The sequence below is a fragment of the Pseudodesulfovibrio aespoeensis Aspo-2 genome, assembly GCF_000176915.2.
Lineage (GTDB): Bacteria > Desulfobacterota > Desulfovibrionia > Desulfovibrionales > Desulfovibrionaceae > Pseudodesulfovibrio > Pseudodesulfovibrio aespoeensis.
This window is the reverse complement of sequence record NC_014844.1, coordinates 749,138-770,525: the sequence shown is the minus strand read 5'-3', so window position 1 is coordinate 770,525 and position 21,388 is coordinate 749,138. Positions and strand designations below refer to the sequence as shown.

The window sequence follows — 21,388 nt, the reverse complement described above, 5'->3', positions numbered from 1 at the left end:
TGGACTGGATTATGACAAATTGATCTGCTGGGAACACCCGAACTTCTGCGACCTCATCGACCGCGAACTCCGAAACCATTTTGAAATGATGTTTACAAAAAACCGACCGTTTTCATGGCTTCCGATGGACATGAGTCTTATTCGGACATTCATCTGCACGAAGAAGCCTGAGGATTGACGAAGTGCGGACTCCCCCTAGAAGACACCCCATTCAGTCGACACAACAGCGCGCGGAGAACGACAGCGTGATACGATGCGAATCACTTTGCCACAAACATCAACACAATCATTCACACAATGACAAACATTAAAATAACCACCCTAACATTTTCTCTGTGCTGCGTCTTTTTTCTGGCAATTCGACTGTTTGGTGTCTTCTATATGATGGACCAGCGCGCCGAACCCATTGAACCGGACGACGCCTATATAAACTCAGTGCAACCAGGGCTCCAGTTCGCCCCGGCCCGAGAGAAACAAAGTGAGTACCTTTATTCGCAAGTCGAGTCCGCTTCATATGAAGACAAGGCGGTTGGGGCCATCAGCGTATATTTGGCCATCGCATACGACTACCACCCCGTTCACACCTTCATTTACGCGCAAGCAAGAAAACTAGGGTTTGAGTGGAGGGATATCTATTGGGCAACAACCCTCTTCGCCCAAGTGTTTTTCGGCGTGTGCCTGGCAGCTTTTTTGGTAGTGACACTGGGGTGGCAGTGGGGAGGGGTTGCCTTGGCGATCTGTGCGTTTCTTGATTGTAGGGGATTCATCTTCTGGTTCCCAAATGCACATACCTATGTGGTCGCTCTCGGCCTGGCCCAATGGGCTGTTCTTTTCACGAACAACCGGCGAATACAGTGGACCATCCCGCTGCTGGCTGCGGCAACCGTTCTATTCCACCCCGGAGGAGTGATCATCGTCGGCATGACCTGCCTGCTGTATGTGACAGCCAAGCGCACTCCGGAGAAAATGACTTACTGGATTCCCGCCGCCATGTCCGCAATCATGGCGATCGGGTATCTACGTCACGCCTCGCAGGGATACACCCACCCTAACTGGGACTACCTCGCCGAACTGATCGAAAATCTCAAATATATGTATTCGTTCTTTGTCCAGTACGACATCCTGTACTCCACATTCAAAGAGCACATAACAACCTCGTACGATGCCCTTCATGCAGCGCATTATGCCATCCTGGCGCTCCATTTCATCGGTTTCATTTTACTTTCCAAGGTGTTCATCAAAGCATATAGGTCTCGTCTGTTTTCCAGGCAACAAGCCCGCATGATCCAAGCCATGTTCATCGCTTCGATGGGAGCGTTCGGACTCTCACAGGTCGTCCTGATCCCCGGTGTCGTCGGCATTATTTTTGTCCGCGTCGCTCCTGCTCTGGTCGTATTCCTGATCACCATCACCTTGATGACGTGCCGCGCCATACAACATAACAATCAGCCGATGCATAACAACGCCTCGGCCCTCGGCAAAAAATGGATGGTCTATTTTCTTGCCTTTCTTTTCATCGGCTATATCTCTCAACGAGGGCTGCTAGCTATCCAGGTAATGAAAATGGAAACAGTTGAGTCTAATATCGTTTACTCTGATGACGTGTTCTCATCGTTTAACAAATCGCTTTCCAAAGAGGACATGGTCTTATTTGAAGACATGGGGCCTCTCTACTACGCTCTGGCCAACAGTATCCGTTCTGAAAAGCCCGTAGCGGGATACCTTTTCGACAAAGACACCATAGAAAATAACTACCCTGAAATTAACTTTACAATAATTGACTCGCCATATGCAAAGTCGAACAGCGGTTACACCGTGGCAAAAAAGGGGGACATTCACGTGCCACACGGCGGGCGGCTTGAGTTGGATTTCGCGGCCGCCGCTGCTCCCGGTACAGTCTTTGTGCGTTTTGTTCAGGGAAACAAGAGTGTTGCCATCAGTGACGGCAATGGGAGGACTCTGTCCACGCAGCAAAATGGGCAGTGGCTGGGCGTAACCCCCGTGGGGTCAAAACTCATTTTGCAGGCCCGCAATCAACCTTTCACCATACGTGCAATCAGCCTTGACACGACGCATAAGGCACGCTGGCCGTGGAACAACGGAATTCTTTTTACATGGATTGACAGATTCGGGAAGCGACTGCCTTTCAATTTCGAATTCAAATCCGCCTCGCCTTTTACCGAGGGGAAAGGTTTCGAAGTATGGGACGACAGCAGTGATTTTGTCATCCTTAAGCGGAACAATGGAAGAGATGAAGCCTCGTAGCCTCCGCTTTGCACCTGTCCAGATGTCTCGATGGGCTACACAGCCGATTGGACAGGGCCGAAAACATGCCCTGGCCAGACACTCGGCAGCAGAGAACCCCGCGGCTCGCGACCAGGAGCTTCACACCCCCTAGAAACACACCCACAGGGCTGCGCCGGAGAGGTCGTCGAACACGGTCCGGGCCACGGAGCCGACAAAGAGGCGGTCCCAGAGGCCCCGGCCCGAGCCGGAGCTGCCGATGGCCACCACGGCGTAGCGGCCCGCGTGGTACTCGGCCTCGATGAGCCGGGACGGGTTCGCGCCGGTGCGGACGGTGGCGACCACCCGTTCTTCGGGCATGCCCGCCTCGGCCAGCAGGGCCACGGCCCGGTCGATGACCGCGCGGGCCTCTGGCGCGTCCTCCCCGCCGGGGCTGACGTGGAACACGGTCACCGTATGCCCCGGCTCCCTGGCGAGGATAAAGCCCACGTGATCGGTCATTCGCTCCGAGGGCGGCGAGCCATCCACGCACAGAAGCACGTTCCGGCGGTCATGCTCGGGCAGGCGACATATCCACAGGGGAAAGCTGATGGAGTGGGACAGCCCTTCGAGCAGATGGCGCGACAGGGACTTGTCCATGATCTCGCCCAGGCCCACCTGCGCCCGGCGGCCCAGGACCACGGCGTCATACCGGCCCTGCGCGGCCTCGCGGATGAGATCGTGCCCCTTGCCCCTCTGGGGCGAGACCACACGGTCCGCGATCTTCTCCGGATCAAACCCGGCTGCCACCAGGGTGCGCCTGACGCCGTCCACCACCTTGCGCCCCTTGCCCGCGCTGGCCGCCACCCGCGTCTCAAGGGCGTCCAGGGTCTCGTAGGACGCCTCCTCGGCCCAGACAGCCCCCTGGGAAGCCGGGATATGGAAGAGGGTCAGGCCGATGTGCTCGCGCGCCGTGAAGAAATGGGTGATGAACTCGACCCCGGCCCCGGCCTTGGAATGCGCGGACAGGGCCACGAGCAGATGGCGGTCCAGGGTGTCGTCGCCCTTGTGCCTGCCGGACGGGGTCAGGGTCGGATCAATGACCGGCCTTGCGGTCCCGGAATTCTCGTCGTGCATGAGGCCTCCTGTGGTCGCACCCCCTGACCTGCCACAGGCCGGGGGAGCGGATGATGGACCGGGGAACACGCCCCCGGACCTGTTAGGTGATCAACTCGGCCACTCTGGCCTCGATGAACTCCAAAATCTCGCGCACACGCTGTTCTGAAGCAACAGGGACAGTCTTGGCCAGCCCGGCCACGGTCTCGGCGTCCATGTCCGTGGACATCTCGACCATGAACTCGTCCACCTCGCCCTCCTCGGGCATCAAGCCGCAGCCGCCCACCGAGCCGAGCAGTTCGCCGTCCTTGATCACCGGGACGCTGATGCGCACCATGCCGGCGTCGCACTCCTCGACGAACGCGGCCCGGCCCTCCTGCATCAGGTGGACGAACACCTGCCCGGCAGGGGCACAGATGGCCCCGTGCCCCTTGGCATCCTCGCGGATGGCCCGGCACAGGTCGTTGCCCCAGGTGTTGCCCGTCAGCCGGGTGCCGTCCCGGTCCATGACATCGGCGTTGAGATGAAAGCGGTCGTGCAGCTCCTGCTGCAACTCAACCCATTTTTCCTTTGGTTGCAAATCGGTCAGATGCATCTGAAAATCCCTTCCCTCGTGATTCTTGAGCATGATGATGGAGATTGCCCTGTCTCCGGTGAGCACGCCGGACATGTCCGCCATGACATGTTTGGGTGCCCCCCGCAGGGTGGTTCGGTCCGGGGAAACGTTTTCGGATTACCCTCATTCGCCCAGGCGCGCAAGGCCGATGCCGCCCCAGGCATCGCGCAAAGAGGAGCGAGACGGTGGGACGCAACAGTGACCGTGTCACCGAATAGTGGTTTTCAGTGTCGACAAAACCGGCTAAAAGACTCCGTGGAGACCACCATGAAACAAGCCGAGATAAGTGACCGTTTTCGCGCCATGACCTTTGGCGTGCCCTGGAACCTGATGCTGCTGACCTTCGGGTCGTTCCTGATCGCCTTTGCGATCAAGGCCGTGGCCGTGCCCCACGGGCTGCTGACCGGCGGCATGTCCGGCATCGCGCTCCTGTGCTACTACGTGTTCGGCGGGTTGACCACGGGCCAGTGGTATCTGCTGCTCAACCTGCCGGTATTCGTGCTCGGCTGGATCTTTGTCAGCAGGCGGTTCTTTTTCTACAGCCTCTACGGCATGATCGCCACATCGGTCTTCATCGACATCATCCCCTGGACCATGCCCATCGAGGACATCTGGCTGGCCGTGCTCACCGGCGGGGGCATCATGGGCGCGGGCGTGGGCGTGGCCCTGCGCTCGCTGGGCTCCACGGGCGGGGCCGACATCCTGGCCGTCATCTGCAAGGAGAAGTTCAACCTCTCCATGGGCAGCTTCGAGTTCTGGTTCAATCTCACAGGCTTTGTGGCGGGCTTCGCCTTTCTCGATCTGCACATCATGCTCTATTCCATCGCCATGACCTTTGTCATCGCCCTGGCCATCGAGTATGTCATGGGCATGTTCAGCGAGCGCAAGATGGTCATCGTCATCACCGGCAAGCCAGACGAGGTGCGCCAGGCCATCCTCGGCCCGCTCGACCGGGGCGTGACCATGCTCGAAGGGCGCGGCGGCTGGTCGGGCGAGCGCAAGCAGGTCATCCTGACCATGGTCTCGTCCATCCAGCTCAAACGGCTGGAGGAGCTGGTCTACACCATTGATCCCGACGCCTTCACCATCATGGGCTCCGGCTTCCACGTGCTGGGCCGCGGTTTTTCATCAAGGAAGGTCTACTGAGATGTTCACGGCCATGAAGAAGGAAACCCCGCCGCCCCGGACCATCGGCCTGATTACCGACTTCGGGCTCTCCGACCCCTATGTGGGCCAGATGCGCGCCGTGCTCGCCCGCAAGGCGCCGGGCTGCCTCGTGGTGGACATCTCCCACGACGTGGCCCCGTTCAACGTGGCCCAGGCCGCCTTTTTCCTGGCCGCCAGCTATGAACATTTCCCTGCCGACGCCGTGATCCTGGCCGTGGTCGATCCTGGCGTGGGCACGGACCGGGCCATCGTCGGGCTGGAGGTGGACGGACGGATGCTCATCGCCCCTGACAACGGCCTGCTCGCCCTGGCCCAGAAAAACGCCTGGGCGGCCAGCATCCGCGCCTTTGACCTGAGCGCGGCCATGGACGCCCCGAACCGGGTCTCGCACACCTTTCACGGGCGCGACGTGCTCGCCCCGCTGGCCGCCTGGCTGGCACTCGGCGGCAAGCCCGGCGAACTGGGCCGCGAGATCGACCCAGAAACCCTGGTCAGCCTGCCCTGGAGCCATCCGGACATCCGGCCCGGTCGGGCCTGCGGCCATGTCCTGCACATCGACCGTTTCGGCAACTGCGTGCTCAACCTGGAGGCGGGCAGCCTGGGCGTGCCCACCGGCCTGCGCCTGACCGTGCCCGCCGGAGGCGGGCTGACCTACGCCCGCACCTACGGAGACATGCCGGAGGGCGGCCCCGGCCTGCTCGAAGGCAGCCAGGGATTTCTGGAACTGGCCGTAAACCAGCGTTCGGCGGCCAAACAGTTCGGATTGTCCATGGGCGACGCCATTGAACTGGCCTGGGAGGCATGAATGGGATTCTTCCGCAGCTTCATCAACACCCTGGGTTTCCTGACCCGGCTGGCCCCGGCCCGGATCATGGCCGAGGACGAAATGAACCGGTGCATGGTCCACCTGCCGCTGGTGGGCGCGGTCCTGGGCGCGGCTGTGGCCCTCCCCTTTTTCCTGGGCATCTTTGCCGCCTCGCCGTGGGTCCAGGCGTGGCTCATGGTAGTCTTGAGCCTCTACCTGACGCGCGGCCTGCATTTCGACGGGCTGGCCGATGTCTGCGACGCAGTCACCACCCACGCCGACCCGGCCCGGTTCTGGACCGTGATCAAGGACAGCCGGGCCGGAGCCTTTGGCGTCATCGGGCTGGTCATGGCCCTGGGCGGCCAGATCATCCTCTTTCATGAGATGCTCCTGGCCGGAGCCTTCGGGGCCATTGTCTGGGCCTTCATCCTGGGCCGCACCGCCGCCGTCTGCCTGGGCTACGCCGTGCGCCACCTGACCCGGCCCGGCCTGGGCAAGCTCTACATCGACGGCGCGACCCTGGGCGTGGCCCTGACCGCCTCGGCCCTGACCTTTGGCACGGGCGTGTTCCTGGTCGGACCGCTGGCGACCGTCGGGGCCATCGTCATCGCCACCCTGGCCATCATGCCCCTGCGCGGGCTGGCCGAGCATGTGGGCGGGGCCAACGGCGACTTCCTGGGCTGTGCCGTGATCCTGGGCGAGCTTTCCGCCGGGCTCGGCTTCGTCCTCCTGGGCTGACCAGGGGCAAGGGCAGCCGACCACGTTCCGTTCCTGACCATTCCCAAGGGCATCAACCAGAATCCTACGGAGACACCATGCGATTGACGCGGACCACCCCCCTGCTGGCCTTGATTCTCGTTCTGGCCCTGGCCCTGCCCGGCTGCGCGCCGAAAATCAAGATTTTCACGGCCCCGACCACCGACCCGCTCAAGGAAGTGGTCCTTGAAGGCGACGGCGACGGCAAGCTGGCCCTCATCCACCTGACCGGCTTCCTGGCGGCCCAGCCGCGTCAGGGCATGCTGCGCTCCACCCCGAGCCAGGTGCAGGAGCTGGTCAGCGCCCTGGCCCTGGCCGAGGCCGACACCGAGGTCAAGGGCGTGGTCCTGGCCATCGACTCGCCGGGCGGCACCACCACGGCCTCGGACATCCTCTATCACGAGATCGCGGACTTCAAGCAGCGCACGGGCAAGAAGGTGGTGGTGGCCATGTTCGACGTGGCCGCCTCGGGCGGCTACTACGCAGCCCTGCCCGCCGACTGGATACTGGCCCATCCCACCACCATCACCGGCTCGGTGGGCGTGGTCTTCATGCGGCCCAAGCTGCACGGCCTGTTCGACAAGATCGGCGTGGACGTGGAGGTCTCCAAGTCGGGAGAGGACAAGGACATGGGCTCGCCATTCAGGCCCACCACCCCGGAGGAGGCGGCCCTGTTCCAGGCCATCATCGACGACTACGCCGCCCGTTTCCTGGCCCTGGTGGCCAAACACCGCGCCCTGACCCCGCAGAACATGGCCCTGGTGCGCACGGCCCGCGTCTTCACCGCCAATCAGGCCCTGGCCGCAGGGCTCGTGGATCAGGTGGGCTACATCCAGGACGCCTTTGCCAGGGCGCGCGCCCTGTCCGGGCTGGCCGACAACGCCCGCGTCGTGACCTACCGCCGCGAGACCTATCCCAACGACAACCCCTACAACACCATGACCAGCGCCGACCCGGCCAAGGCCTCCCTGCTCGGCGTGGACGCCAGCTTCATCATGCCGCCCAGGGCGGGCTTCTACTACGTCTGGCCCCAGGGCGTGGACCGGTAACAGCCCCAGGTTGCGACCGGGTGCGCTTTGCCGTACCCTGCCCGCTTCACCCGCTTCACTAAGGAGATATTCATGCAGCTCATATCGTCCCAGATGGTCAAGTACGCGGAACGCTCGTCCTGGATCCGCAAGATGTTCGAGGAAGGGATCAGGCTGAAACAGCAGTTCGGCGAGGACGCGGTCTTCGACTTCAGCCTGGGCAACCCGGACCTGCCGCCGCCCCCGGCGGTCAAACACGCCCTGGCCGAGCTGGCCGATCAGGCGGACCAGCCTTTTTTTCTCGGCTACATGCCCAACTTCGGCTACCCGGACGTGCGCCGCAAACTGGCCGACGAGGTCTCCCGCGAACAGGGCGTGGCCGTGCCTGCGGACAGTCTGGTCATCACCTGCGGCGCGGCGGGCGCGCTCAACTCGGTCTTCCGGGCCGTGCTCGAACCGGGCGACGAAGTGCTTGCCCCGGCCCCGTATTTCGTGGAGTACGGCTTCTACGCCGAAAACCACGGGGCCACGCTGGTCACGGTGCGCTCCAAGCCCCTCACCTTTGAGCTGGACCTTGCAGCCATCGACGCGGCCATTACCGCCAAAACCCAGGTGGTGCTCATCAACTCGCCCAACAACCCCACGGGCGCGGTCTACTCGCGCCGGGAGCTGGACGGGCTGGCCGCCATCCTGACCCGGCACAACCAGGGCCGCGACAAACCCATCTACATCCTCTCGGACGAACCCTACCGTTTCCTCGCCTTTGACGGGGTCGAGGTGCCGAGCCTGCTTCCCATCTACCCCTATTCCATCGTCTGCTCGTCCTTCTCAAAAAACCTGAGCATGGCGGGCGAGCGCATCGGCTACGCCCTGATCAACCCGGCCATCGAAGGGCGTGAAAAGCTCGTGGGCGCGGTGGTCATGGCCAACCGCATCCTCGGCTTTGTCAACGCCCCGGCCCTGGCCCAGAAGCTGCTCGGCAAGGCGCTGGGCAGCTCGGTGGACGTGGCCGTGTACGACGCCCGGCGCAAGGCCATGGCCCAGGTGCTGGACAAGGCTGGCATCCGCTACACCATGCCGCGCGGCGCGTTCTACTTCTTCCCCGAGGCACCGGGCGGCGACGACGTGGCTTTTTGCGCCACCCTGCAGGAGGAGAAGATCCTGGCCGTGCCGGGCACGGGTTTCGGCTATCCCGGCTTTTTCCGCCTCGCCTTCTGCGTGGGCGAGGAGATCATCGCCCGCTCCGCCGACGCCTTTGTCCGGGCCGTGACCAGGACCGCCTGATCCTTGCGGTCCGCGAGCCCCTGACGCCTCCCCACGACACCACGACACCACGACACCACACGCGAGCCCGGCCCTGCCGGGCTCGCTTCTTTCTCTGTCCGGCCCTCACGGCCCGGTTTTTGCTGTTCCCCGGATCAGGCGATAATTTCCCACCACACGCGCGGTGCGATCACGCGGCCACAGGCGCACCGGAGCGGACGAAAGCGCAAGGAGACACGATGAACATCGAAGAAAGCTACGAGCTGTACCTCCGGCTGCGTGAGCACATGGTCATGTTGTTGCACGCCATGGACAACCCGTATCCGCCCCATGAACGGACCAGACACGCGCTGGAAGGAAGCGTCAAATACAGCGACTGCTATACTATCCAGAAACTCCTCGAAGCCCAGAAGCCCAAGCGGTGCCTGGAGATCGGCAGCTTTCTCGGCTTCTCGACGCGGTGGCTTCTGGAATGCGGCAGCGCCTGGGACATGCACGTCACTGCCGTGGACCCAAACATCCGACACCGCGTCTTCGACAACCCCCGCTGGATGGTCGAGAGCATGAACGCCAGGTTCCTCCAGGGCAGGCTGGACATCATATCCGGCTTCTTCGGCGCGCACGGGCAGTGGACGAGCGACTACGACACCTACCTCCCCAACCGCTCCCGCGAGTGGGTCAGCCGACTCATCGCGACCAGACAGGAACTGGACGGCGGGTGGGAGGAGACATTCGACTGCATCTACATCGACGCGGACCACTCGTACAACGCCGTGGTGGACGGTTTTCGCCACGCGCTGAAGCTCCTGGCGCCTGGAGGATCAATCATCTTCCACGACGCGGTCAGCTGGCCCGGCGTGAACCGGGCGCTCAGGGAATTCCGGGTCGAATTCGACGGTCTGGCCAGGGTCGAGATACTGGAGGGCACGGGCGTGTTCGACCATCCGAAACTGGCGGCTGAGGCGATCCGGCACTCGGACGGCATCGGCTACTTCAAGCTGCGGCCCGGGCCCGTCCACGCCGCCCAGAGAGCGCCCCTGCACACCGGAACCGGTGCCTCCCGATAGGCGTCGGCCTCGGAGCTCATACAAAATTTTTGCTCCTTAGGTCCGCATTGGCGGAAGAATCAAGTTTTTTGTACCGCACGCCCCCTGCACAGCCCTGAGGCCGCGCAGGCAACACTGACGTAACGTGATGCAATTCTTGATGATTTTATAAATATTGCAACCCATGCGCATTGTGGCACGGCTCCTGCTAAAGAAAAGCATCTTCCTTTTTTTGCACCGAGAAATTCCAGGCCTCCTCACGGAGGCCTTTCTCGTTTTCAGGCAGGGCCGATGGCCGGTCATGGGCCTTCAATGTGGCAGCCGTTCAAGAGGATTCCCCTGATCAGGGATGAAAGGCGGTGTCTTTTTCCACGGGCAAACGGATAATGAAGGTTGTGCCCTTGCCTTCTTCGGTTTCAAAAGTGATCGTGCCCGCGTGCTTGTCCACGATGGTGGAATAGACGATGCTCAGCCCCTGGCCCGTGCCCTTGCCCACGGGCTTGGTGGTGAAAAACGGGTCGAACACGCGCGAACGGATGGATTCGGGGATGCCGGTTCCGGTATCGCTGATGCGGATCTCCACATGATCGCCGGATTGGGCCGTGCTGATGCGGATGCGGCCACGCTCCTGCGGATTGGAGCCGATCTTCTCCTGAATGGCGTGGGTGGCGTTGATGACCACATTGAGAAAGGCCTGCTTGATGTCGTCGGTCAGGCAGATGACCTGGGGCAGGTCGGGATCAAGGTCCATCTCCAGATCGGCCACATACTTGTACTCGCTGCGGGCCACCACCAGGGTGTTCTCCAGCATCCTGTTGAGGTCGGTCAGCAATTTCTCCCTGCCGCCGGGATGCGCGTATTCCTTCATGGACCGGACCACGTTGCTGATCCGCCCTATGCCCTCCTGGATATGTTCTATGGACAGGGGCAGCTCCTTGCGCAGGAAGTCCATGTCCAGGTCCTCGGCCATGGCCCGCGCCCGCTCAAGCAGCGGCCCGGGGACCCGGCCTGCCCCAGCGGCGGCCAGCAGCTCGCCGAAGAGGTTCAGCACGGGTTGCAGGTCCTCGAAGGCCTGCCGGAGAAACTGGACATTGTCGCCCACGAACTGGGCCGGCGTGTTGATCTCGTGGGCGATGCCCGCGGCCAGCTGGCCTATGGCCTCCAGCTTCTGGGCCTGGAGCAGCTGGCTTTCCATCTGGCGCAGCCGGGTCACATCGCGCCCCTGAATAAGAACGCCCACCAGCCTGTCGTCATCGCTGCGGATGGCGCTCACGATCAGTTCAAGCACTCCTGGCTTGCCCTCGGCGTTGACAAAGCGCAGATCAGGGACTGACACGGGTTCGCCCGCCAGGATGCATGCCTCGATGGCCTCCTCCACCACAGGCCACTGCCACGAAAGCGGACACACGCCAAGGGGCCTGCCCAGGACTCTGGAGGCTTCCACACCGAACAGGGCATTGGCCGTCTCGTTCCAGCGCACCACCGCCTTGTCGGGACTGATGCGCACAAGCATGCTGGGAATGGCCCCCAGCAGCAGCTCGATCTCCCGGTTGGCCGCCAGCAGGGAGTCCTTGTCCCGGTTGCGGAGCAGACGCGACCACACCCGCTGCAACAGCACCGTCAGGGCCTGCGAATCCGACCCGGTGTAGTCGCCCTCCTTGTTGGCCACCGTGACCACGGCCACGATACGCTCCTTGTAGAAGACCGGCACGGCCAGCATCCGGATGATGGGCACATGCCCTGTCGGGCATCCTTTCCTGCCGGGGTGATCCACCGTGTAATCGTTGACGAAAAACGGACGCCGGTGCCGGACGCAGTCGCCCCAGAGGCCGGCCTGGACAATGGGAAAATGGATCAGCGTATCCTGGACCCCGCACCCGATCAGGACGTCTTTGGACCAGGCATGCAAGGCCATGCCCGACTCGTCGTCATCAAGCAGCCCGACAAAGGCGATGCGGCTTTGGGCCGCCTTGAGGGAGGCCTCCAGGGCAAAATCCAGCAGTTCCTGCTGCGAGGCGTTGACCATCTTGTCCAGATCGAGCAGCAATTCCTGACGCTCGCCGTTGAGCGCCAGCTGATCCCTGGAGCGGCGCAACATCAGCGCGATCACGACCAGGGCCAGGGAAATCACCAGCACTCCCCCGGCTCCAAGGGCTATCCACTGCTTCTGCGAGCGCTCCTTGAGCAGCGCATCGGTCCGCAGGGCCACCAGTTCCTCCATGCGGGTCTGGTACCGCAGCAGTTCCTTTTCCAGGAGCATTTTCCCGGTGGCGTCGTGGATGATGGAGAGCAGCAAGGTCTGGCCCGAAGCATCGACAAAGGGCGAGCTGTGGACCTCCACAGTACGCACGGCTCCGCTGGCAAGCCGATGCGGGAAGACGAAGTAGTTGCGCTGCTCCTCCCTGGCACGCCGGAACTCGGCAGCCACCTCCTCAGGAGCGAGCTGGTTGATCTCCTGGATGCGCATGGTGCGCAATTGCTCCAGGCCATATCCGTAAAAAGCCGCTGCCGCGTCGTTGGCGTCCACGATGAGCCCGTCCGCCGGGTCGACGAGCAGGACCATGGCGCTGTGGCTCTGCAACGCGTCGGGCAGCCCGGCCCCGGCCTGGGCCGGGGATGCGATGACCGCAAGAAAAGCAAGAGCGATCAGGAAAACATGCCGCATAGCGTATCCCATATCCTGTCTATCCGCCTGCAAGCCATTATAATATCAGGAAGAGGGTTGCCGCGTAGAGGATAACCCTACCCCAGGACGGTACAAGGGGCCAGCAAATTCCCCGGTCGCCCCTCTTTCCCGGTGTTTCACCCTTTGCCCGCCCGCCGCCCGTCAGGACAAAATAGGGGGTTCCCCGCCGCCAGAAATTGCAGTATCAAGCCCCATGTTCACGCACGCCATCACCCGCCGCCCGTCCGCAGAGATGGCCAACGGCATCACCACCGCCGACCTTGGAACCCCGGATTACCACTTGGCCCTGGCCCAGCACAAGGCGTATTGCCTGACCCTGGCTGTCCTCGGCCTCGACGTGACCGTGCTCGACGCCGAGCCGGGGTATCCGGACTGCTGCTTTGTCGAGGACACCGCCGTGGTCTGCGACCATGTGGCGGCCCTGGCCCCTCTGGGCGCGCCTTCGCGCCAGGGTGAGGAGACATCCATCGAGCCAGTGCTGGCCCGGTTCAGGCCCGTGGTCCGCGTCAGGCCGCCCGCTCTGTTCGAGGGCGGCGATGTGCTCCAGGTGGACGACACCTTCTTCATCGGCCTGTCCGAGCGCACCAACATGGCCGGGGCCAAGGCTCTGGGCAACACCCTGGCCCGGCACGGCTCCACGTGGCACGCCATGGAGATGGGCGAGACCCTGCATTTCAAGACCGATGTCAGCTTCATCGGCGACAACACCCTGCTCGTGTCGCCCTTTTTCGAGACCGCGCCTGAGCTGGCCCGGTTCCGACGCATCGTGGTGGACGAGAACGAGGCATACGCCCGCAACTGCCTGTTCATCAACGGCACGGTCATCGTGCCCGCCGGATTCCCCCGGACCCTGGCTGCAATCAAGGGGCTGGGCAGACCCACCATTGAGCTGGACATGTCCGAATTCCGCAAGCTCGACGGCGGGCTGACCTGTCTTTCGCTCCGGTTCTAGGCGCAGATGCCGAGGTCAAACAAAAAGGCCACCCGCACCGGCGGGTGGCCTTTTCATTTGCGCGTTCGTACGCTGGCTAGTAGGTGTCCAGCCGTTTGTCCAGGGTGAAAAGCCAGAGCTTGGAGGCCGTGCCCGTGGGTTCCAACTCGATCTTGGTGTCCACGGCATTGCCCTTGTAATAAATCTGGCCGGTGCCGTCGGTGGTGTAGTCTCCGACCTTGTCCACCACCTCACCCGCGTCGTTGGTGGCCGGATTGACCACTTTGAACGTGAAGCCGAAATCGTTGTCCGAGGTCACGGCAATGGTCCGCATGTCAGGCAGGATTGCGCAGCCTTCGGCCTTGCCCGGTTTCCAGCCCAGATCCGTGATGTCCATGATTTTGGTCTTTGTGGCATAGCGGACGCCAAGGGCCTCGACAGCAGCCCGGTCGGCCAGGGTTTCGAGTTCCTTGCCGTCAGCGGTCTTGACGCCGGAGATGTCCGTGGCGTCAGCGAGGTCGATGACGTAGAAGGGAATGCGGGTTTTGCCGTCGGCGCTTTTGCCGCGCTCGATGAGCAGGAATCTTGTCTCGGAGATGGTGGCAAGGTCGCCGATCATGGCATCGCCGGATTTCTTGTAGTCGTCGCGGTTATGCGGGTAGGCGTACTGCTTCACTGTCCCGGTTTCGGGATCAAGGAGCAGCAGTCGGATGAACGTGGCCTTCGATTCCTTGATCTTGCCATCCACGTCGCACACGGACTGAATAGCCGTCAGGACCTTGTTGGACGGAGTCACCGCAATGCCCTCGAAGCCCCGGTTGGCCTGACGGGTGGCCGCGATCATGGGCAGTTCCTTTCCCGGCGTGTATTTCTTGATGATCCGACCAGTATAGCCGTCAATCTTGGCGATGAACGGGCCGTACTCGTCGCATATCCAGAGATTGCGCGGGTTCTGGCGGTCTATGTCCACACCTTCGGTGTCCAGGCCGTCGGGATCGAAATCGAGCACGCCCAGAGCGTCGTCAAGGGGCGTCTCGCCCGTGGAGCCCACGGCGCCTAGCGGGATGGGGCGGCCCGAGATAAGCGCACCCTTCTCGTTCTTCAGGTCGATCAGGCTGGCCAGCACGGCCTTGCCGTCAGCCACACGGATGGCACCGTAGGACGGCGTGTAGCTCGGGGCGGGGAACATCTTGGCGGCTTCGGACTTGCCCTGTCCCTTGAGGTACTTGGGGGCATCGGCGTTGGGGCCGCGGTCGCCTATGGCGTAGAAGACGCGCGCGCCATCCTTGTCCCGGCCCACATAGCACAGGCCCGAGCCTATGCCGATGGAAAAGCCATCGGGAAAGGCGTCGGCATAGAGCCCGTGATAGGGGACGTTAAACGCTTTCGGAATCTCAATGTCGTATTGTTCGACGATGATTTCCGCAGCCAGCGCCTGGGAGGCGACGGTGGCGAATATGAGCATGAGCAGTGAAATGAAACGCAGCATGGAGGGCCTCCTGTGATTTTTTCCTGTAATAGGAGGTACCCTCTGAGGTGGTGTGTCAATACGGTCAAGAAGCGGTGAACATCCGGGGACGACGCATGAACAGGGGGCTCCCCCTGTTCATGCGATCCCGGATTACTAGAAGAGCTTCTTGAGCAGGTCGCCAGGGGACTTCTTCTTCTCAGGCTCGGTGGCGGTGCCGTCGGTTGCGCCTTCTGTGGTCTTGCCGCCGCCGAGGATGGACTTGCGCAGGGTGTCCTCGATGCCCTTGGTTCCTTCCTTGAAGGAGTCCTTGAGCAGCGCCTCGGCCAGGGCCTTCATGTCCAGGCTGATGGACGGATCGGCCAGACTGCCCTTGGCCCGGATGGGCAGGGGCATGCCGCTCAACTCCTCGATGGACGCGCCGTCCTGGCCCTTGAGGGTGCCCACCACCGTGACCGTGGCCAGATAGTCCACGCTGTCGCGGGGCAGGTCGGCCCAGCCCTTGCCCGTGACGCGCAGCAGGGGCGACTTCATGAGCAGGTCCTCGTTGACGATGTGGCCGTTGGTGATGACCGCGCTGCCGAGCATCTCGGCAAAGTCGGTGCGCATGGGTTCGTCGCCCGATGTCGGCCTGCCCTTGATGGTGTTGAAGGCGTCGCGCAGCATCTTGGCCACGTTGATCCCGTTGACGGCGCCGTCGGTGAAGGCAAAGGAGGCCGTGCCGGAAAGAGTCCGCTTGATGGCCTCGGGCGTCAGGCCCGCGCCGGTCACATCGTATTTGACCACTGCCGCGCCGAGCACCTGATCCTTGCCGGTCAGGTCCATGAGCAGCGGGCCGGCCTGAACGCCGGAGACCGTGGCCTGCTCCCGCCATATGGCCGGGGTGCTCCTGGCGTCGAGCACGCTCACGGCGTTCAGGGTGCCGTCGTAGAGCTTGGCCGTGAACGGCTTGACCGTGAGCACGCCGTTTTTGGCCAGGATCTGGCAAAGGATTTCGGCCACGCGCAGGTTCATGGCCTTGGCCTTGCCCACGGTGATGCGCCCGCTCAGATCCAGGTCGCGCAGGGCCGAGAGGTCAGGCTCGGTGGCCGGTTCAGCCGAGCCCGCGGCAGCGGGTCCGGCCTTGGCCTCGCTCCCTTGGCCGCCTGAGGCCGGGGGCATGTAGCGATCCGCGTCGATGTCGTCCACGTTGATGGCGAACTCGATGGCGGGCTTGGCAAAGTTCCTGACCGTGCCTGTGCCGGTGACTGTGGTGTCGTCCAGCTTCAGGCGCAGGGATTCGAGGGAGGCGGAATCCGCCGTGCCGTTGAACTTGATGGCGGCGTCCAGGGCCTCAAGCACAGCCGGGTCGGCAGTGACGGGCGACTCCATGCCCAGTTGCTTCATCAGCTCGCGCGGGCTGGTCCGGGCCAGGTCGATCTCGCCGGAATAGCTGACCCCGTCCTTGGCCTTGGCAAAAAACAGGCCGGTGATCTCCATGCCCAGCGCGTCGAGGGTCAGCCCACTGATATCCAGGGTGGCGGCGTCGATGTCGTAGGTGGCCGTGCCCGCGAGCCGGGGCCGGGTGTTGATCTTCGGCGCGTCCATGACCAGATCAAAGGCCAGCTCAAAGGGGAAGGGACGCTTGTCGCCCACCTCGCCCACCACGAGGTCGAGATTGGCCAGGGCTGTTTTCTTCCCGGCCATGGCGTCGTCATAGACAAGGCTGGCGTTGGTGATCTCGATGCCGAGCACCGAGAGATCCTTGACAGACTGCCCGGAACCGTCCGCAGCGGGCTGCGCCTCCGGCGCGGCAGTAGCCCCGCCGTTCTTGTCAGCGTTCTTGCCTGCGGCGGTCAGGTCGTCCCAGTTGTTGACGCCCTGCTTGTCCACCGCGAGGTTGGCCGTGAACCCGTCAAGGGCGATGACGCCGATGGCGACCTTGCCCGAGAAGAGTGGCATGATCTGGACGGACGCCTCGGCCCGGTTGATGCGGATCATGGCGTCGGGCGAGAAGCCGGGCCGGTTGCCCAGCGCCACAGGGCCGACCTCAAGGCCCAGCCACGGGAAGAAGCTGAACCCGATGTCGCCCTCGAACACCAGCTCGCGGCCAGTGTTCTCCTTGACCGCCTGGGCGATCTCGGCCTTGTATTCGTTGGGGTCCACCGTGGCCACGAGGATGATCGCCGCGGCCACGAACAGGGCGACCAGCGAACCGAAAACGATGAGGCCGATCTTCAGATATTTGTTCATTATGCGCTCCTTGGCAGAATGTTGACGAAATGATGCCGCCGGGGGCGAGGTTTGATCATGCCCACTTCCCGAAGGCCCTTATGGAATTCAATAGGCAGCCTACCACGCCACGACCGCCATGCCTAGCAGGCTGTTGAAAAACGTTCGATTGCTGCGTTGCTTCAAAAAGGTCAAATCCTCACGTACTGGAAGTACGCTTCGGCCTTGACCTTTTTTCGCGCCTTGCACTCGAACATTTTTGAACAGCCTGCGAAAATACTTTTTCAATGGCCTGCTAGCGACAAAGGAATGTTTGTCACAGTGTTTCGATACCTGACGCATATCAGCCGCGCAGGGACAATCCCTTGATCAGGCCAAAGCACCCGGCCAGCATCATGTCGCCGCCAGGGGCCGGGAACGCGACATCATACCCGGACAAAAGCCTGCGGCGCGGCCCCAGGACATAGGTGGGGCCGAATCCGTCACCCCCGGCAGGCAGGTCCAGCGTCAGGCAGCCGTGTCCCTTGTCCTCGAACACCTGCTCGAAGGTCAGGCAACCGCAGCGGAATTTTTCCAGGTCGCTCCAGAGCTTGGAGCCGTCCACACAGCCGGTGTGCTGCTCGTACACCCCGTGGATGCGGCCATCGAAGAGCAGGAAGGCGATAAGATGGGAGTTGCCGATGTTGACCAGGGTGATGCCGGTCTCGCGGCTGCGCCGCTCGATCTCGTCCACGTAGAGCGCGCCGAGCACGGCGGCTGCCCCGGTGTCGGCCACCGGCCCGCCGCCAATGTCGCGGCTCAGGTCCGCCAGCCGGGTGAGCATGGCGGGAGGGGTATCCCAGACCAGGGCTTCGGGGCGGCCCCCACCGTCCGTGAGCAGGCTCTGCCAGAGGGCAAAACGGCCCATGCGGTTGGACTGGCCGGGGTGGAACCCGTGATCCTGGGCGCAGGCCGCCACCGCGTCGGGCCAGGGCAGCTCCGCCGCCTCGAAGAACCGCCGCCACCACGCCTCGTCGAAATCCGTGAGCCGCACCGGCTCGTATCCGTCCGGGCAGGTCTCCACAAGCCGGATGCCGGACGCCTCCAGCCTGACCAGATCATCGGCCATGGTATAGGCCGCGCTCCGGGTGGCGGCCACGGCCAGCCCGGCCTGCTGATGGGCGCGGACAAACCGGCTCACCCCGCCGCCCATGTTGCTGCCGTAAAGCCAGATGTTCCGGCCCTGGAGGCGCAGCCCCTCGATGCGCCGCCCTATCTGCAGGGCCGGGGCCGGGAGCACGAACTTGGGGCAGTTCTCGACCTCGATGCCGGACGAGTGGAGCAGCACGTCCTGGGTGCCGCTGCCGATATCGATGCACAGGGTGGTTTTCGCCACGAGGAATCTCCTTTGGTTTCAGGCTCGGAGAGTACCTTGCTCCCGTGATGCAGGCAAGGGCGGGATGCGGTTGCGGACAGGACGCGCGCCCTGTACCATGCGCCCATGACATCTGTTGCATGGACCCTGCTGGTGATCGGCGTGATCGCCGTGATAATCGTGATCGCCCTGTCCCTGGTGCGCTACACGGCCTTTCTCGTGTCCAACAGTCGGGCCGGGCTGCTGGCCCAGGCCCATGACGACCGGGGCGGACTGGCGCGTCCACTGCTGGCCGGGCTTGGAACGTCCGTGGTCTCCGGGATCATGGCCCTGGCCGCGTATCCGCTGGCCTGGCTCCCGCGCCGGGAGCGCGAGCCGGGCCTGCTGCCCGTGGTGCTGGTGCACGGCCTGTATCACAACCGCTCGGCCTGGGTGCTCTTTGCCCGCTGGCTGGCCCGGGCCGGGTTCACCGACCTGCACACCTTTCAATACAACACCTTTACCGGGGATTTCGACACGGCAACGGATTCCCTGTGCCAAACCCTGGACCGACTGCTCGGCCCCCGGCCCGGCGCGCGGGCGATCCTGGTGGGCCACAGCCTGGGCGGGCTGGTCTGCCGCGCGGCGGCTGGCGACCCCCGGTTCGCTGGCCGGGTGGCGGCCCTGATCACCCTGGGCACGCCTCACCACGGGTCGGAACTGGCCCGTCTGGGCATGGGTGGCATGGCCCGCGGCCTCATCCCTGGCCGGACCATCGCCCAACACGGCATACCCGCGACAGTGGCAGCGGTGCCCGACCCGGACTGCCCCCGGCTGGCCCTGATCTCGCCGGTGGACGATTTCGTGTTCCCCGCCTCCTGCCTGCGCACGGGCCGTCCCGGCTGGGACGAGCGTCTGGTCGCGCCCATGAGCCATGTCTTCATGCTCTATTCGCGCGAGGTGACGGCCCAGGTGACGGACTTCCTCAAATCCGCCGTGCGCGATGCACCGCGCCCGCCCAGCCGTCAAGGCCGCTAAGAGGACGACAACAGAAAAACCGGGCGCAGGGGATACTCCTCTGCGCCCGGTTTCCCGGTAGTCTGGGCTGGGGTGCCGCTACTGCGGCGGACGAAATCAGCCGCCCACCACCTCCAAAATCTTGGCCTTGAGGGCTTCGGGCTTGAACGGCTTGGTGATAAAGGCAGTGACGCCCGCCTTGCGGGCCATATCCTGCTGCGACGCCTCGGACTCTGTGGTGACCATGATGATGGGCACCTCCTCGTAGCCGGGGGTGTGGCGCACCTTGCCCACCAGCTCCATGCCGTCCATGACCGGCATGTTCATGTCGGTGATGATGACCTCGAAGTCCTTGCCCTGCTCTATGAAGTCGTAGGCCTCCTCGCCGTTGGAAGCCATGAACGGCTCGAATCCGAGATCCGTCAGAATGGCGCGGTGCATGGCGCACATGGAGCGGGAGTCGTCCGCGGCCAGAGCCTGCCTGCCGCCTGCGGCCACCTGCGGCAGTCTGTCCAGGTCGTCCTCGGCGCGGCTTCCGCCGATACTGTCCAGCACGGCGCGGAACTCGTCGATGATCTCCTGATCCCTGGATTCGGCCAGGACGTCGACCAGGGCGTCGCCCGCGCCCGCGTTCTCGTACAGGGCGTCAAAAATGGTGGTGGCCCTGGTGGCGATGACCGCCTTGGCCAGCCGGTCGCTCTGATCATCACCCTTGGCGATCAGCCCGGTCAGGGCGGCGGTCATGCCCGGATTGACATGCCGCTCCAGCCCGCCGACCACGGCCATGAGGAGGAGTTCGTCGGGTTCGTGGAGCCCGTCCACCAGACAAATGATGCCCTTCATGGTCCCGATGCGCCCAAGGGCCTCGTACACGGCGTAACGGACATTGGGGTCGTCCGCCTGCCCCTTGTCAAAGGCGGCCACCAGTCCGTCCGCGCCGGAGCGGTCGCCCACAAAACCAAGGACGTTGGCGGCCAGGATGCGCATGTCGATATCGCCGCTCTCGAACGCCTTGAGCAGCAGGGATACGGTCGGCTTGCCCATGTTCGTGAGCGCGTCGGTGATGATGCGGCGCACCGTGGGGTTCTTGTGGTGAAGCTTCTCGACCAGGAATCCGATGGTCTCCTCGCCGGAAAAGGAAGACAACGCCTCCACCGCCTTCCAGGTGGTGATGTCGCAAACTTCATACCGGTCCGGGGCCTCGCTCTCGATGATCATGGCCTTGAAGCTGTCCACGGACCCGGCGTCCTGGAGCCTGCCCAGCGCCTCGATGCAGGCGGACTTGATGAACGGGTCATCGTGGCCGAGGTGCGCACGGAACACGGGCGTGACCGAAGGATCGGCGATGCGCGCCAGGGAGTTGAGGATGTCCATGAGCTGGTCCGGGTCCTTCTCGGTCCCGGCTATGGCCACGAGCGGCTCGGCGGCGCGCCTGAATCCGTGCTCGCCGGCCACCCGGATGCACAGGGTGCGCAGCCCGGCGTGCGTGTCGGACAATCCCTTGATGACCATGTCCTCGTTGCTGGACAGGACCGCATTGAGGGCGTTGACCACCATGTAGTCGATGGAGGTGTCGCCCACGGGGTTCTTGAGAAGGTCGATCAGGCCGGGCAGGTTCTCGGCATCCTTGTCGCCGGATATCTCGTTGAGGACCATGATCTGATCCAGAAATTCCTTGCTCCTGAAATCGTCTAGCGTCGCCATGCTTCTCTCCAACGGTTG

The 21,388-nt window shown here is 63.3% G+C and carries 16 protein-coding genes; 9 read left to right on the top strand and 7 right to left on the bottom strand.

Annotated elements, in window-relative coordinates; translation table 11 throughout:
* Nucleotides 1–297: 297 nt before the first annotated feature.
* Nucleotides 298–2,265: a hypothetical protein gene (locus DAES_RS03450; RefSeq protein WP_013513643.1), complete on the top strand. Its 1,968-nt coding sequence runs from the start codon at nt 298–300 to the stop codon at nt 2,263–2,265.
* Nucleotides 2,266–2,394: 129 nt separating this feature from the next.
* Here the strand turns inward: DAES_RS03450 and DAES_RS03445 are convergent, their stop codons facing one another.
* Nucleotides 2,395–3,360: a universal stress protein gene (locus DAES_RS03445; protein WP_013513642.1), complete on the bottom strand. Its 966-nt coding sequence runs from the start codon at nt 3,358–3,360 to the stop codon at nt 2,395–2,397.
* Between the two features lie 82 nt (nt 3,361–3,442).
* Nucleotides 3,443–4,018, bottom strand: coding sequence for a PocR ligand-binding domain-containing protein (locus DAES_RS03440; protein WP_013513641.1), 576 nt, complete (start codon nt 4,016–4,018; stop codon nt 3,443–3,445).
* Nucleotides 4,019–4,222: 204 nt separating this feature from the next.
* Here DAES_RS03440 and DAES_RS03435 point away from each other — a divergent pair, with 204 nt between their 5' ends.
* The 6 genes from DAES_RS03435 (at nt 4,223) to DAES_RS03410 (ending at nt 10,041) form a co-directional block, all read left to right on the top strand.
* Nucleotides 4,223–5,101, top strand: a complete 879-nt coding sequence (locus tag DAES_RS03435) for a YitT family protein (RefSeq protein ID WP_013513640.1) — start codon at nt 4,223–4,225, stop codon at nt 5,099–5,101.
* 1 nt (nt 5,102) lies between these two features.
* On the top strand, nt 5,103–5,927 hold the full coding sequence (locus DAES_RS03430) for an SAM hydrolase/SAM-dependent halogenase family protein (RefSeq protein WP_013513639.1): 825 nt from the start codon (nt 5,103–5,105) through the stop codon (nt 5,925–5,927).
* Nucleotides 5,928–6,665, top strand: coding sequence for an adenosylcobinamide-GDP ribazoletransferase (locus tag DAES_RS03425; protein ID WP_013513638.1), 738 nt, complete (start codon nt 5,928–5,930; stop codon nt 6,663–6,665).
* Between the two features lie 77 nt (nt 6,666–6,742).
* Complete coding sequence (sppA, locus tag DAES_RS03420) at nt 6,743–7,732, top strand: signal peptide peptidase SppA (RefSeq protein WP_013513637.1); 990 nt, start codon at nt 6,743–6,745, stop codon at nt 7,730–7,732.
* A 72-nt stretch (nt 7,733–7,804) separates the two neighbouring features.
* Entirely contained in the window at nt 7,805–8,995 is a 1,191-nt protein-coding gene (locus tag DAES_RS03415; RefSeq protein WP_013513636.1) for a pyridoxal phosphate-dependent aminotransferase, read from the top strand.
* 218 nt (nt 8,996–9,213) lie between these two features.
* Complete coding sequence (locus tag DAES_RS03410) at nt 9,214–10,041, top strand: class I SAM-dependent methyltransferase (protein ID WP_013513635.1); 828 nt, start codon at nt 9,214–9,216, stop codon at nt 10,039–10,041.
* A gap of 322 nt (nt 10,042–10,363) precedes the next feature.
* Here DAES_RS03410 and DAES_RS16865 read toward each other — a convergent pair whose 3' ends face one another.
* Nucleotides 10,364–12,697 (bottom strand): GAF domain-containing protein, encoded by a 2,334-nt coding sequence (locus DAES_RS16865; protein ID WP_083808623.1) that lies wholly within the window; start codon nt 12,695–12,697, stop codon nt 10,364–10,366.
* A 202-nt stretch (nt 12,698–12,899) separates the two neighbouring features.
* Here DAES_RS16865 and DAES_RS03400 point away from each other — a divergent pair, with 202 nt between their 5' ends.
* On the top strand, nt 12,900–13,658 hold the full coding sequence (locus tag DAES_RS03400) for a dimethylarginine dimethylaminohydrolase family protein (RefSeq protein WP_013513632.1): 759 nt from the start codon (nt 12,900–12,902) through the stop codon (nt 13,656–13,658).
* 76 nt (nt 13,659–13,734) lie between these two features.
* Here the strand turns inward: DAES_RS03400 and DAES_RS03395 are convergent, their stop codons facing one another.
* From DAES_RS03395 to DAES_RS03385, 3 genes are all read right to left on the bottom strand, one after another.
* Nucleotides 13,735–15,126, bottom strand: coding sequence for an esterase-like activity of phytase family protein (locus DAES_RS03395; RefSeq protein WP_013513631.1), 1,392 nt, complete (start codon nt 15,124–15,126; stop codon nt 13,735–13,737).
* Between the two features lie 135 nt (nt 15,127–15,261).
* Nucleotides 15,262–17,337 carry an AsmA family protein gene (locus DAES_RS03390; RefSeq protein WP_013513630.1) on the bottom strand — a complete coding sequence of 692 codons (2,076 nt, stop codon included), beginning with the start codon at nt 17,335–17,337 and terminating at the stop codon, nt 15,262–15,264.
* 322 nt (nt 17,338–17,659) lie between these two features.
* Nucleotides 17,660–18,691: a DUF1786 domain-containing protein gene (locus tag DAES_RS03385; protein WP_013513629.1), complete on the bottom strand. Its 1,032-nt coding sequence runs from the start codon at nt 18,689–18,691 to the stop codon at nt 17,660–17,662.
* Between the two features lie 105 nt (nt 18,692–18,796).
* Between DAES_RS03385 and DAES_RS03380 the strand changes: the two genes are divergently transcribed.
* A complete protein-coding gene (locus DAES_RS03380; RefSeq protein WP_013513628.1) occupies nt 18,797–19,687 on the top strand; it encodes an alpha/beta fold hydrolase in 891 nt (296 codons plus the stop codon).
* Between the two features lie 96 nt (nt 19,688–19,783).
* Here the strand turns inward: DAES_RS03380 and DAES_RS03375 are convergent, their stop codons facing one another.
* Nucleotides 19,784–21,370: a HEAT repeat domain-containing protein gene (locus DAES_RS03375; RefSeq protein WP_013513627.1), complete on the bottom strand. Its 1,587-nt coding sequence runs from the start codon at nt 21,368–21,370 to the stop codon at nt 19,784–19,786.
* Nucleotides 21,371–21,388: the final 18 nt, after the last annotated feature.

Coding starts and splice junctions, on each gene's coding strand:
- DAES_RS03450 (WP_013513643.1), top strand. CDS start 298: ATGACAAACATTAAAATAACCACCCTAACATTTTCTCTGTGCTGCGTC.
- DAES_RS03445 (WP_013513642.1), bottom strand. CDS start 3,360: ATGCACGACGAGAATTCCGGGACCGCAAGGCCGGTCATTGATCCGACC.
- DAES_RS03440 (WP_013513641.1), bottom strand. CDS start 4,018: ATGGCGGACATGTCCGGCGTGCTCACCGGAGACAGGGCAATCTCCATC.
- DAES_RS03435 (WP_013513640.1), top strand. CDS start 4,223: ATGAAACAAGCCGAGATAAGTGACCGTTTTCGCGCCATGACCTTTGGC.
- DAES_RS03430 (WP_013513639.1), top strand. CDS start 5,103: ATGTTCACGGCCATGAAGAAGGAAACCCCGCCGCCCCGGACCATCGGC.
- DAES_RS03425 (WP_013513638.1), top strand. CDS start 5,928: ATGGGATTCTTCCGCAGCTTCATCAACACCCTGGGTTTCCTGACCCGG.
- sppA (WP_013513637.1), top strand. CDS start 6,743: ATGCGATTGACGCGGACCACCCCCCTGCTGGCCTTGATTCTCGTTCTG.
- DAES_RS03415 (WP_013513636.1), top strand. CDS start 7,805: ATGCAGCTCATATCGTCCCAGATGGTCAAGTACGCGGAACGCTCGTCC.
- DAES_RS03410 (WP_013513635.1), top strand. CDS start 9,214: ATGAACATCGAAGAAAGCTACGAGCTGTACCTCCGGCTGCGTGAGCAC.
- DAES_RS16865 (WP_083808623.1), bottom strand. CDS start 12,697: ATGGGATACGCTATGCGGCATGTTTTCCTGATCGCTCTTGCTTTTCTT.
- DAES_RS03400 (WP_013513632.1), top strand. CDS start 12,900: ATGTTCACGCACGCCATCACCCGCCGCCCGTCCGCAGAGATGGCCAAC.
- DAES_RS03395 (WP_013513631.1), bottom strand. CDS start 15,126: ATGCTGCGTTTCATTTCACTGCTCATGCTCATATTCGCCACCGTCGCC.
- DAES_RS03390 (WP_013513630.1), bottom strand. CDS start 17,337: ATGAACAAATATCTGAAGATCGGCCTCATCGTTTTCGGTTCGCTGGTC.
- DAES_RS03380 (WP_013513628.1), top strand. CDS start 18,797: ATGACATCTGTTGCATGGACCCTGCTGGTGATCGGCGTGATCGCCGTG.
- DAES_RS03375 (WP_013513627.1), bottom strand. CDS start 21,370: ATGGCGACGCTAGACGATTTCAGGAGCAAGGAATTTCTGGATCAGATC.